Annotated in this window: 12 protein-coding genes; 9 read left to right on the top strand and 3 right to left on the bottom strand. The window is 57.9% G+C overall.

All coding sequences use genetic code 11. The features are described from left to right. Window positions 1-3: 3 nt before the first annotated feature. From WNY39_RS07835 to rarD, 7 genes are all read left to right on the top strand, one after another. Window positions 4-576: an XRE family transcriptional regulator gene (locus WNY39_RS07835; RefSeq protein ID WP_342845022.1), complete on the top strand. Its 573-nt coding sequence runs from the start codon at window positions 4-6 to the stop codon at window positions 574-576. After that, the gene (locus WNY39_RS07830) at window positions 576-1,199 is read left to right on the top strand and encodes a LysE family transporter (protein ID WP_342845021.1); all 624 of its coding nucleotides are present in this window, start codon (window positions 576-578) and stop codon (window positions 1,197-1,199) included. The genes WNY39_RS07835 and WNY39_RS07830 overlap by 1 nt, the downstream gene beginning before the upstream one ends. A 2-nt stretch (window positions 1,200-1,201) precedes the next feature. Further along, window positions 1,202-1,585, top strand: coding sequence for a GFA family protein (locus WNY39_RS07825; RefSeq protein ID WP_342845020.1), 384 nt, complete (start codon window positions 1,202-1,204; stop codon window positions 1,583-1,585). After that, window positions 1,578-4,025 (top strand): FAD-dependent oxidoreductase, encoded by a 2,448-nt coding sequence (locus tag WNY39_RS07820; RefSeq protein WP_342845019.1) that lies wholly within the window; start codon window positions 1,578-1,580, stop codon window positions 4,023-4,025. Before WNY39_RS07825 ends, WNY39_RS07820 begins: the two co-directional genes overlap by 8 nt. Before the next feature lie 63 nt (window positions 4,026-4,088). Beyond that, on the top strand, window positions 4,089-4,979 hold the full coding sequence (locus WNY39_RS07815; RefSeq protein ID WP_342845018.1) for a homocysteine S-methyltransferase family protein: 891 nt from the start codon (window positions 4,089-4,091) through the stop codon (window positions 4,977-4,979). 12 nt (window positions 4,980-4,991) lie between these two features. Beyond that, a complete protein-coding gene (locus WNY39_RS07810) occupies window positions 4,992-7,436 on the top strand; it encodes an FAD-dependent oxidoreductase (RefSeq protein ID WP_342845017.1) in 2,445 nt (814 codons plus the stop codon). A 51-nt stretch (window positions 7,437-7,487) separates the two neighbouring features. Next, on the top strand, window positions 7,488-8,408 hold the full coding sequence (gene rarD / locus WNY39_RS07805; RefSeq protein ID WP_342845016.1) for an EamA family transporter RarD: 921 nt from the start codon (window positions 7,488-7,490) through the stop codon (window positions 8,406-8,408). Between the two features lie 28 nt (window positions 8,409-8,436). Here the strand turns inward: rarD and WNY39_RS07800 are convergent, their stop codons facing one another. After that, window positions 8,437-8,847 carry a nuclear transport factor 2 family protein gene (locus WNY39_RS07800; protein WP_342845015.1) on the bottom strand — a complete coding sequence of 137 codons (411 nt, stop codon included), beginning with the start codon at window positions 8,845-8,847 and terminating at the stop codon, window positions 8,437-8,439. A gap of 58 nt (window positions 8,848-8,905) precedes the next feature. Between WNY39_RS07800 and WNY39_RS07795 the strand changes: the two genes are divergently transcribed. Then, a complete protein-coding gene (locus WNY39_RS07795) occupies window positions 8,906-9,553 on the top strand; it encodes a pseudouridine synthase (protein WP_342845014.1) in 648 nt (215 codons plus the stop codon). Between the two features lie 11 nt (window positions 9,554-9,564). On the opposite strand, the gene WNY39_RS07790 is transcribed toward WNY39_RS07795, so the two are convergent. Together WNY39_RS07790 and WNY39_RS07785 are read right to left on the bottom strand one after the other, a co-directional pair. Further along, a complete protein-coding gene (locus tag WNY39_RS07790; RefSeq protein WP_342845013.1) occupies window positions 9,565-10,401 on the bottom strand; it encodes an alpha-1,2-fucosyltransferase in 837 nt (278 codons plus the stop codon). A gap of 131 nt (window positions 10,402-10,532) precedes the next feature. After that, on the bottom strand, window positions 10,533-11,972 hold the full coding sequence (locus WNY39_RS07785) for an aldehyde dehydrogenase family protein (RefSeq protein WP_341232571.1): 1,440 nt from the start codon (window positions 11,970-11,972) through the stop codon (window positions 10,533-10,535). A 162-nt stretch (window positions 11,973-12,134) separates the two neighbouring features. Here WNY39_RS07785 and WNY39_RS07780 point away from each other — a divergent pair, with 162 nt between their 5' ends. Further along, window positions 12,135-12,788, top strand: coding sequence for a peroxiredoxin (locus WNY39_RS07780; protein WP_341232570.1), 654 nt, complete (start codon window positions 12,135-12,137; stop codon window positions 12,786-12,788). The last annotated feature ends 5 nt before the right edge of the window (window positions 12,789-12,793 follow it).

Here is a 12,793-nt window from a genome sequence, read left to right as displayed (position 1 = left end):
CCAGTGCAACACGCGCCTCTTTCTACGTCCCAAACGCTCGGTGCCGATCTGCGCGCCTTGCGCAAGGCGCGTGGGTTAACGCTGCATGATCTTGCGGAGGCGCTGAACCGTTCTGTTGGCTGGATGAGCCAGGTCGAGCGCGACCTGTCCGAGCCTTCCATCACTGACCTGCGCCATATTGCACAGGCGCTAGGGGTGTCCGTGTCGATGCTGTTTCGCCATGCGGCGGCCCCTGCGCATGAGGCCGGGTTTATCGTGCGCCAAGGTGCCCGCAGACCCATCGGATCCTCTGTGGCGGGGCTTGTCGAAGAACTGCTTTCCCCTGATCTGACCGATGATTTTGAAATGGTCCATTCGACGTTTCAGCCCTTTAGCCGGATCAAAGATCTGGTCACACGCCCCACCCAAGAGGTAGGATATCTGATCTCTGGCAGCCTTGAGTTCGAGATTGACGGCACAACCCACATCCTAAACCCCGGCGACAGTTTCCGCGTTCGTGGAGAGCCGTTTCGCTGGTCAAACCCCAACCCCGACCCCGCTGTTGCGATTTGGGTCATTGCCCCACCGGTGTATTGATGAGCTTTGAGGCCTGGATCATATTTGCGCTGTTCTGGGTGGTGTTTGTGACCACGCCGGGGCCGAACGCGGTCAATTGCATTAATAACGGCATGAACTTGGGGTTCAGGCGCGCATTGATCGGCGTCTTGGGCATTCTGACCCAAGCCAGCCTGTTTCTGGTTCTGTCGGCCTTTGGCATCACCGCTTTGATCGCCACATCCGAGACGGCTTTTACCGTGGCCAAATTCATTGGTGCGGGGTTTTTGATCTATCTGGGGATACGTGGATGGATGAACGCGAATACACCGGTCACGGTGGCTGACCGCCCCACGCGGTCCATCTATTTGCGCGCCTTTGCCGTTGCCACAATCAACCCCAAGTCCGTGGCCGGATATCTGGCCGCGTTCAGTCAGTTTGTTCAACCGGATGTGCCAATCTGGGAACAGATGGTGGTGATTGTTCCGACGGCACTGACGCTTACCGCGCTGAGCTATACCGGCTTTACCGCGCTTGGCGCGGGGCTGGGTCGGGCGGCGATGGGGGCGGTGTTCAATGTTTGGGTGCGGCGCGTTATGGCCGCGAGCTTTGTCATTTATGGTGTCTTGCTTGGGGCCGCCTCAACACCTGCGGGAAGGGGCTGACCATGTTAAAAGGAAGCTGCCTCTGCGGGGCAATCACTTTCAATGCGGACGCGGCTGCGCGTGATCCCGCAGCATGCCATTGCAGCCAGTGTCGCAAGCAATCGGGCCACCACTGGGCATCGGTGCAGGTGATGGATGACGGGTTGAACGTATCAGGGTCGCCAAAGTGGTACACATCATCCCCCGGCGTGCGGCGCGGGTTCTGCCCGACCTGTGGCAGCTTCCTGTTTTGGAAATCCGATAAGGACCCCGACACCGGAGTGTCCCTTGGTGCGATTGATGGGCCTACTGGCATGCACCTGACGCGGCACATCTTTGTCTCGGATAAGGGGGATTATTACGAGATCCCGCCCGACACCAATCAAGAGGAGAAGACAGATGGCTGAGTTTCCAACCACAGCACGGGTTGTCATCATCGGGGGCGGCGTCGTTGGCGTTTCATCGCTGTACCATCTGGCCAAGATGGGCTGGACCGATTGCGTCTTGCTGGAAAAGAACGAACTGACTGCCGGATCGACGTGGCACGCGGCGGGGAACTGCCCCAGTTTCAGCACCTCATGGGCGGTGATGAACATGCAGCGCTATTCGCTGGAGCTGTACAAAGGCTTGGCGGAAGAAGTTGATTATCCGATGAATTACCACGTCACCGGATCGGTCCGTCTGGCCCATGGTAAAAACCGGATGATGGAGTTTGAGCGCGCCTGTTCCATGGGTAATTATCAGGGTCTAAACCTAGAGATGATGGACCTTGCCGCGATCAAGGAAAAATACCCCTTTATCGAAACCCATGATCTGGCCGGCGGCCTCTATGACCCCGACGATGGCGATATTGACCCCGCTCAATTGACGCAAGCTTTGGCCAAAGGTGCGCGTGACATGGGTGCGCGAATCGAACGGTTCTGCCCTGCCACAGGCGTCAGCCGCGAAAACGGTGAATGGATCGTGCATACGGCCAAGGGCGATATCCGTTGCGAAAAGGTGGTGAACGCCGCCGGGTATTACGCGCAGCGTGTTGGCGAATGGTTCAAACCCTACGGCGGGCGTACGGTCCCCATGGCCACGATGAGCCATCAGTATTTCCTGACCGATGATATCCCCGAGCTTAAGGAATGGAGCCAAGCGCACGGCCATAAGGTGCCGCTATTGCGCGACGTGGATAGCTCCTACTATCTGCGGCAGGACAAGTACGGCTTGAACCTTGGCCCGTATGAGCGGAACTGCAAAGGCCATTGGATGCAGCCCGATGATCCGATGCCTGACGATTTCTCATTCCAATTATACCCCGACGATCTGGAACGGCTGGAATGGTATATCGAAGACGCGATGGCGCGCGTGCCGATGTTGGGGACTGCTGGCGTATCGCGTGTGATCAACGGCCCGATCCCCTATGCGCCAGATGGGTTGCCGCTGATTGGGCCTATGCCCGGCGTACCCAATGCATTCGAGGCTTGCGTGTTTACCTTTGGCATCACCCAAGGTGGTGGCGCGGGCAAGGTGCTGGCCGAATGGATCACCCAAGGCCAGACCGAATGGGATATGTGGGCGACCGACCCTCGCCGTTATACTGACTACACCGATCAGGATTACGCGAACCAAAAAGCGATGGAGGTATATGGCCACGAATACGCCATGCATTTCCCGCGCCACGCTTGGCCTGCGGGCCGCGACAAAAAACTGTCGCCTGTGCATGACCGTATTGTCGCCCTTGGCGGGCAGATGGGCCCGTATAACGGGTGGGAACGCGCCAATTGGTTCGCGCAGCCGGGCGATGACGTATCCGAAGAGGCAACCCAGACATGGGACCGCAACGGCCCATGGGCACAGCGCATTCGCGAGGAATGCGAGGCGGTGCGCGACCATGTCGGCGTGTTGGACCTGCCGGGGTTCTCGCGCTTCAGTTTGTCCGGGGCCGGTGCCGCTGAATGGCTGCGAGGGCGCATCACCGGCGGCCTGCCCAAAGTGGGGCGGATGAACCTTGCCTATTTCGCCGATGACCGCGGGCGCATGGTGACTGAAATGTCTTGCCTGCGCCATGGTGATGATGACTTTACGCTGATCACCGCAGCCTCGGCGCAGTGGCACGATTTCGACGTTCTGCGCCCTGCTTTGGATGCCGGTTTGGCGTTGGCCGACCACACGCGGGACTATTCGACCTTGATCGTCACGGGCCCACACTCGCGTGGCTTATTCGAAGGGTTAAAAACGCAGGCCGATCTGTCTGCGCCGTGGCTATCCCATCAAACCGCGAGCGTTGCGGGGGTGAGCTGCACCTTGGTGCGCGTCAGCTTTGCGGGGGAACTGGGCTGGGAAATCCACGCAGCCAACGCTGACATGCCCAGCATTTACGAGGCCGTGATTGTTGCGGGGGCAAAGCCGTTTGGGATGTGGGCGCTGAATTCTCTGCGGATGGAAAAAGGCTATCGTGCGTGGAAGGGGGATCTTTCCACCGATTACACCGTGCTGGAGTGTGGGCTGGACCGTTTCCTGAAACTGGACAAATCACAGGATTTTCCGGGCAAAGCGGCCTTGCAAAATGAACAGCAACAGGGCGTGTCAAAACGCTTTGTCACGCTGGTGGTCGAAGCCAGCGATCAGGATGCGCCTTATATGTCGACGCTGTGGCACGACGGAGAGGTCGTCGGTGAAACCACATCGGGTGATTGGGGATACCGCGTGAATAAATCAATCGCTTTCGGGATGCTGCGGGCCGACCTTGCTGTGCCCGAAACGGAGGTCTACGTGGACATCTTCGGCACCAAGTGCCGTGCAATTGTTCAGGCGGATCAACCGCTGTGGGATCCAGAAAACGAACGCTTGCGGGCGTGAACGTTTTCTTAGCAAGAAAACGGGCCGGAATTTTTGAAAAATTCCGCGCTGCATGGAGATGTTATGACAGAAATCACCCTTCTTGATGGTGGCATGGGGCAGGAATTGGTGCACCGTGCTGGCGATAAGGCAACACCGCTTTGGGGCACGCAGGTCATGATCGACCACCCCGGTATGGTCGAGGCCGTGCACCGCGAATATTTCGCAGCGGGTGCCACCATCGCGACCACCAACACCTACGCCATTTTTCGCGACCGGTTGGACGGCACCCCGTATGAAAGCCGCTTTGCAGAGTTGAACGACGCGGCAATGGCCGAAGCCAAGGCAGCTGCGGCTGATTTCAAAGGCGCGCGTGTTGCCGGTGCGATTGGCCCGATCAAGGCCAGCTACCGCCCTGACCTACACCCCGACTATGATGAAGCGTTTAGGATTTACCGCGAAAAAGCGTTGATGACGGCACCGATGTCGGACTTTATCTTGTGCGAGACGGTCGTGTCTGTCTCGCATGCGCGCAGCATTCTGGATGCGTCGCTGGAAACAGGTCTGCCGGTTTGGGTGGCCTTGTCGGTCGATGACCAAGATGGAACGCGCCTGCGGTCCGGCGAACCGTTGGCCGATGTGCTGCCGCATATGGGCAAAGCCGCCGCGCTGCTGATCAATTGTTCGGCGCCCGAAGCGATCAAGCCCGCGTTGGATATTCTGAAAACCGCTGGTCTGCCTTTCGGGGCCTATGCCAACGGGTTCGAAAAGATCACCCAGGAATTTTTGGCCGACAAACCCACCGTCGATACCCTAAGCGCCCGGCGCGATCTGACGCCGGAAATTTATGCGGATCATGTCATGGGATGGATCGATCAAGGGGCCACTATCGTCGGGGGCTGCTGCGAAGTCGGCCCTGCCCACATCAAAGAAATCGCCGAGCGGCTGCGCGCCGCCGGTCACACAATCGTCTAAGGAGACTATCTTATGGCACCTCCCTCTCATGCGCGCGTTGTTATCATCGGGGGAGGAATCATTGGATGCTCCGTCGCCTATCACCTGACCAAGCTTGGGTGGAAAGATGTGGTGCTGCTCGAACGCAAGCAGCTCACATCGGGCACGACGTGGCATGCGGCGGGGCTGATTGCGCAGCTCAGGGCCAGCGCGAATATGACGCGATTGGCCAAGTACAGCCAAGAGCTTTACGGAGATTTAGAAGCCGAAACGGGCGTCGCCACGGGGTTCAAACGCTGCGGATCCATCACCGTGGCGCTGACAGAGGAGCGTCGCGAGGAAATCTTTCGCTCGGCTGCGATGGCGCGTGCCTTTGGTGTGGATGTCGAGGAGATCGGCCCCGATGACGTCAAAGTGCGCTATCCGCATCTGAACACCGATAGTGTGACGGGCGGTGTTTATCTGGACAAGGACGGGCAGGGCGATCCGGGCAATATCGCGCTAGCGTTGGCCAAGGGCGCACGGCAACGCGGTGCGCAGATATTCGAGCGGGTCAAAGCGACCGAGGCGCTGCGCGACGGGCGGCGGGTGACGGGTGTTGCCTATACAACGGATGATGGCACCCAAGGCGAGATCACCTGCGATCACGTGGTCAACTGCGCGGGCATGTGGGGTCACGAGGTTGGTCGCATGTTGGGCACCAGTATTCCGCTACAAGCCTGCGAGCATTTCTATATCGTCTCAGAGCCTATCAAAGGGCTTGAGCAACTGCCGGTGCTGCGGGTGCCTGATGAATGCGCGTATTACAAATACGACGCCGGCAAAATCATGCTGGGGGCGTTTGAACCGGTGTCAAAACCATGGGGGATGCAGGGCATTCCCGACAGTTTTGAATTCGATCAACTGCCCGAGGATTTCGACCATTTTGAGCCGATACTAGAGGCCGCCGTAAACCGTATGCCGATGCTGGCAGAGGCGGGCATTCATACGTTCTTTAATGGGCCAGAAAGCTTTACGCCCGACGATGCCTATCATCTGGGGCTGGCCCCCGAGATGGACAATGTCTGGGTTGCAGCAGGGTTCAATTCAATCGGCATCCAGTCGGCTGGTGGCGCGGGCATGGCACTGGCCCAATGGATGGACGAGGGGGCAAAACCCTTTGATTTGGGCGATGTGGATATCGCGCGGATGCAACCGTTTCAGGGCAATAAAACCTATCTGGTGGAACGTGCGAAAGAAACGCTGGGCCTGCTATATGCTGACCACTACCCCTACCGTCAAAAGGCGACAGCGCGCGGGATCAGGCGAACCCCGTTTCATGCGCAACTGTTGGAGCATGGTGCCGTCATGGGTGAACTGGCCGGCTGGGAGCGCGCCAACTGGTTCGCAAACCCCGGACAGACGCCAGAGTATGAGTACAGCTGGAAGCGGCAGAATTTTTTCGGCAACGTCGCGGATGAAGTCGCCGCCGTGCGCAGCAATGTCGGTCTCTACGACATGTCGTCCTTTGGTAAAATCCGTGTCGAAGGGCGCGATGCAATGGCATTCCTGAACCATATCGGCGGCGGCCAATATGACGTGCCGGTGGGCAAGATCGTCTATACGCAATTCCTAAACGACCGCGCCGGGATCGAGGCGGATGTCACCATCACGCGCCTGTCGGACACGGCTTATCTGGTGGTCACCCCTGCCGCGACACGACTGGCAGATGAGACGTGGATGCGTCGTCATCAGGGTGATTTTAATGTGGTCATCACGGATGTGACGGCGGGCGAGGCCGTGCTGGCCGTGATGGGGCCAAACGCGCGCAAGCTGATGCAGGCGGTCAGTCCGAATGATTTCTCTAACGCGGTGAACCCCTTTGGCACCGCCCAAGAGATCGAGCTGGGGATGGGCACCGCACGTGTACACCGCGTGACCTATGTGGGCGAATTGGGGTGGGAGGTGTACGTCAGCGCCGACATGGCCGCCCATGCGTTCGAGACAATGATGGCTGCGGGGCAGGACATCGGGGCAAAGCTGTGCGGGATGCACATGATGGACAGTGCGCGGATCGAAAAAGGCTTCCGCCATTTCGGCCATGATATCACCAGCGAGGATCACGTGCTAGAGGCCGGTCTTGGCTTTGCGGTGAAAACCGACAAGCCAGCGTTCATCGGACGTGATGCGGTTTTGCGCAAAAAGGAAACCGGGCTGGAGCGGCGCTTGGTGCAATTCAAGCTGACCGACCCCGAACCGCTGCTCTATCACAACGAGCCGGTTTTGCGGGATGGCCAAATTATCGGCTATCTGTCGTCGGGTGCCTATGGCCACCATCTGGGTGCAGCGGTCGGCATGGGCTATGTGCCTTGTCCGGCTGAGACACCGGCTCAGGTGTTGGCATCAAGCTATGAGATCGACATCGCAGGGACGCGGATCAAGGCCGACGTGTCGCTGAAACCGATGTATGATCCATCGTCGGAACGCGTCAAAGTTTGAGGGTGGCGGTCTGTTCCCCTGACGCGTAAGCAAGGCGCGTAGGAGACACAAATGCGCAATCCAGACACGCTTTCCGCCGATCACAAACCAACGTCAGAGGACACGCCACAAGGGCTTGGCTTTGCGATTGGGGCCTATGTGCTGTGGGGGTTTCTGCCGCTGTATATGAAGGCGATTGCACATATTCCTGCGGCTGAAATTGTGGTGCACCGGATCATCTGGTCGGTACCGGTGGGGGCCTTGGTGCTGATCCTGCTGGGCCGCACTGAAACGCTGCGCGAGGCGTTTCGGTCGCCGCGTACTTTATTGATGGCGTGTGTAACGGCGGGGCTGATTTCGCTGAACTGGGGCATCTACATTTGGGCGGTCAATTCGGGGCACGCGCTGGATGCGTCGCTGGGCTATTATATCAACCCGTTGTTCAGCATCTTGTTGGCGTCGCTGCTGTTGGGTGAACGCCTTTCCAAACTGCAAATGGCGGCCATCGCGTTGGCGGCTGTTGCCGTAGCGATCTTGACGATCGAGTCGGGGAAATTCCCGTGGGTCGCACTTAGTCTGACGCTAACGTTCGGGCTATATGCCTTGGCCAAGAAACGTCTGCCGATTGGTCCGAACCAAGGGTTCCTGCTTGAGGTCTTGATCCTGTTGATCCCGGCGCTGATCTATCTGGGCTATCTTAGCGCCACGGGCCAAACGCATTTCTTCCAAGGGTCGCCTTATGACACATGGATGTTGTTTGGTTGCGGTCTGGTCACGGCGGTGCCGCTGATTTTGTACGCCAACGGGGCTAAGCGGTTGCGCTTGTCCACAATCGGCATCCTGCAGTACATCGCGCCGACGATGATCTTTCTCTGCGCCGTACTGGTGTTCGATGAACCTTTTGGCCGCGCGCGGATGATCGCCTTTCCGATGATCTGGGCGGCGCTGGTGATCTATTCGATCTCGTTGTTTCGCCAGATGCGGCGGGCCTAAGGGGGCAGATCACTGCCCCCTAACGCGGCTATGACAACGCGTCTTTGAAGGAGAGGAAACTGGGGTCTTTCATCACCCGTGCATTCATCGCATCGCGCAGCGCGCCGATGGATTTATGCGGGCGCATGGCGACCTCGAATTTGGCGATCAGGCCATCGTCGCCCAGTGTGATCAGATCGACACCCACGGCATCCAGATCACCGATCTTGCATTGAAATTCCAACGCCCAATCGCTGCCCTCGCCCATAATGCGGCGGTATTTGAAATCGCTGAATACCTGGCCCACATGCCCCAAAACGGCTGCCACAGGCGCGCGGCCGGTCCATGTTTTGTAATAGGTGGGCGGCATGAATGTGACATCCTCGGCCAGCAAGGGCGCGATTTTATCGGCCTCTCCCTTGGCGACCACGTCGATCATGTTGGTAATTGTGGGATGCATTGCGGGTCCTTTGTGACAGATGGGTTGAAAATCCACTCTACATCTGAGACGGACAGGGATGGAAACAGATTATTCCCCGCCGCAAGATCCTTTGGTGGTTTTGCACGAAGACGCCGAAGTGTTGTTGGTCGACAAACCTGCCGGGCTGTTGTCGGTTCCGGGCAAAGGCCCGCATCTTGCCGATTGCCTGATCGCGCGGGTGCAGGCGGTATTTCCGGATGCATTGTTGGTGCACCGATTGGACCGCGACACATCTGGCGTAATGATCTTTGCGCTGACGCCCTATGCCCAGCGGCATCTGGGATTGCAGTTTGAAAAACGTATGACCCGCAAAACCTATGTCGCGCGGGTTTGGGGCGTCCCCGAGGAAAAGACCGGCACCATCGACCTGCCGTTGATCGTCGACTGGCCGAACCGGCCCCGCCAAATGGTGTGCCATGAAACGGGTAAATCTGCGCAAACGGACTGGCGGCTTTTAAAGAACGAAGGCACGACGGCGCGCGTTCGCCTATCGCCCAAAACGGGCCGCAGCCATCAGCTGCGTGTGCATATGCTAAGCTTGGGGCACCCGATCCTGGGCGACCCGTTCTATGCGACAGGTGATGCGTTGGATTTCCCGCGCATGATGCTGCATTCAGAAGAGCTGCGGTTTAATCATCCGCAAGGCGGTCATTCGACCAAGATCAGATCAAAGGCACCGTTCTAACTGCGGGATGATCAGACCGTGATCCAGCGGCTGGGCAGAATATCGGGGTTGTTCAGTTTAGGATCGTTGAACCATTTTGCCGGCCCCGCGACGCGTTTGTCGGGATTGGTATTCAGCCACGCGCCCCACCAGCTGAACGACGAGTTTGCGATGACATTGTGCTGGCACAGGGACATCAGGCGCAGGTCTTCATAGTCGGTATCGGGACCGTTGAAATCGACCACGACTTTTTCAAACGGCAGGGGCAGGTTGTCTTTGGCCCATTGCGGATCATCCGAGAAAACATAAACGGTTGGTGATGTGAGCCCCTCAGTGACGGCAGCGAGGGCAGCCTCGTAATAGGCTTGATCGCAGACGCCATGCGCGCCCAAGGCCAGATAATCACCACGCCGCACATGCAGCGACACGGACGGGCCCGAAGCGATCCGCTGGGCCATTTCCGCATTCTGGGGCGTCATCGGGTGGCGCGGCACAAACGCCGCGTGAATATCGTCGGCTATGTTTTCGAAATATCGCTCACATTGCCAATACCCGTGCAGATAAGTGCCGTCAGGCAGGGAGTTGAAGGCGGGGTTATAGCCCAAGCCTTTCTCGCGATAGATTTTGGGCGCGAGGCCAAAGCCGCGCCAGACATAGTAGGCCAGCGGACGTTCGTGCTGCGCGGGGGGCAGGTTTTCAGGCGTGGTTAGATCCAGATCGAACACACGGGTCAGGACGCCTTCGCCCTTGTGGCTGGCCCGGCGGGTATCAAGGGCGAATGGCACGTCCAGACGCGCCGCCAACCCACGGGCAGCAGCATATTGAAACATTTGATTTCCCAACCGGCCGTGCAGTCGTGCGTAGATCATCGCGAACCCCTGATGTGATGTAGATGGTTTCTAACAAAAGACGTCTGGATAGGAAATCTCTGGCCGCATAGCGCGCGACCAATAGAAAAGGGGCCACCCGCTACAGGTGGCCCCCTAAAACGATAGGCGTGTTACTCAGCAGCCCAGCCGGAGACGGCTTTGATTTCGGTGAAATCCTCGATCCCGTAGAGACCGCCTTCACGACCGTTACCGGATTGCTTCATCCCACCGAACGGCGACCCAGCTGCGCGGCTTTGGCCGTTCATTTCGACCATGCCGGACCGCAACTGGCGTGCCAAACGGTTGCGACGTGCGCCATCCTGGCTTTGAACATAGTTGGTCAGACCATAGACCGTGTCGTTCGCAATCTGAACGGCTTGCTCTTCGGTGTCGAACTTCATGATCGACAGAACCGGGCCAAAGATTTCCTCGCGGGCGATGGTCATGTCGGGTGTCACGTCGGCAAAGACTGTGGGTTTAACAAAGAAGCCACGGTTCAAACCATCAGGGCGACCGGTACCACCGGCGACCAAGCGTGCACCTTCGTCGATACCTTTCTGGATCAGATCCTGAATCTTGTTGAACTGCGTCTCGTTGACGACGGGCCCGATGTGGCGACCTTCTTGGGAGGCGGGGCCGACAGTGACTTGTGCGGCCACTTTGCCAGCTTCTTCGACGGCTTTGTCGTACACATCCGATTGTACCAACATACGGCTTGGCGCGTTGCACGACTGGCCGGTGTTGTTCATCATGTGCAGAACGCCGCGTTTGACGGCCTTATCATCCGCATCGTTAAAGATCAGGTTCGCGCCTTTGCCGCCCAACTCAAGATGCACTTTCTTCAGCGTATCAGCAGCCGCCTTTGAGATCAGCGTGCCTGCGCGGGTGGAGCCGGTAAAGCTGATCATGTCGACATCTTTGTGGCAGGACAGCTGGCTGCCAACACCAACACCGTCGCCGTTCACAAGGTTAAAAACACCTTTGGGGAAACCGGCCTCGTCCATCATCTCGGCAAAGATCATCGCGTCCAGTGGGCTTTCTTCGGACGGCTTCAGAACCATGGTGCAGCCCGCAACGACGGCAGCACCGACCTTGAGAGTGACCTGGTTCATCGGCCAGTTCCATGGGGTGATCAGACCGGCAACGCCAACCGCTTCGCGGATGATGCGGTCGTTCGGAGCGTGATCGCCAAGGGGCTGTTCGAATTTGAACTCTTTCGCGGCCTTGATGAAGTTGCTGAGGTGCCATGTGCCAGCACCGATTTGCGATGTGCGGGCCAGCTCCATGGGCGCGCCCATTTCGGTGCTGATCGCGGTTGCCATTTCTTCGGAGCGGGCTTGATACACCTCTAGCAGTTTTTCCAACAATGCGATGCGATCCGCGGGGGGTGTGGCCATCCAGCCGGGTAGGGCGGCCTTGGCCGCGGCAACTGCTGCATCTGTATCTGCTTGATCCCCCAGGGAAATAATCGCGCAGGGCTCTTCTGTGGAGGGATCAATCACATGATAATCATTCGGTTTTGCAGGGGAAACCCATTCACCATTGATGTAGAATTCGCGTTTCTCTAACATTCGAGAGCTCCTTTTATGATCTTTTGGCTTGGGGTTGCCCTTGCCATTTGCGCACACCATGTCACCACAGTGTCGCACCTGCAAGTGAGGCCTTTCACAGGTCTGAAAAAGACATATATACAATATGGAATATGAAATTTAACAACGACAGGAGACTTCAAAATGGCTTTGCGTATCAACGATACTATCCCGGATATGACTGTTGAAACCGATCAGGGAACGATCAATCTGCATGAATGGGTCGGCGACAGTTGGGCGATCCTTTTCTCGCACCCCAAAGACTTTACACCCGTGTGCACGACCGAATTCGGTGCCGTGGCGCAATTGGCCGATGAATGGGCCAAGCGGGACACCAAGGTGATGGGTATTTCCGTGGACAGTGCCGAAGAGCACAAGAAATGGAAAAACGACATCGAAGGTTTTGCCAAAGCCAAGGCTGGTTTTCCGATCATCGCTGACGAAGATTTGAAAGTCGCCAAGGCGTTCGACATGCTGCCAGCCGAGGCGTACATGCCCGATGGCCGCACGCCCAACGACAGCGCGACCGTACGCGCGGTGTTCATTGTCGGGCCGGACAAAAAGCTAAAGCTGTCGATGACCTACCCCATGACCGTGGGCCGGAACTTTGCCGAAGTGCTGCGCGCTTTGGATGGTTTGCAGATGTCCACCGGCAAGGGCGTTGCCACGCCTGCGAACTGGAATGTGGGCGATGACGTGATTATCCCGACATCCGTGTCTGACGCGGATGCCAAGGCGAAGTTTGGCGAGTTCACAACGGTTCTGCCATATCTGCGTACCACCAAAGCGCCCAGCTAAGGGCA

The sequence above is a fragment of the Sulfitobacter sp. AS59 genome (assembly GCF_038899995.1).
Taxonomy (GTDB): Bacteria; Pseudomonadota; Alphaproteobacteria; order Rhodobacterales; family Rhodobacteraceae; genus Sulfitobacter.
The sequence above is the reverse complement of the archived record's forward strand: the minus strand, read 5'-3'. Positions and strand labels throughout refer to the sequence as shown.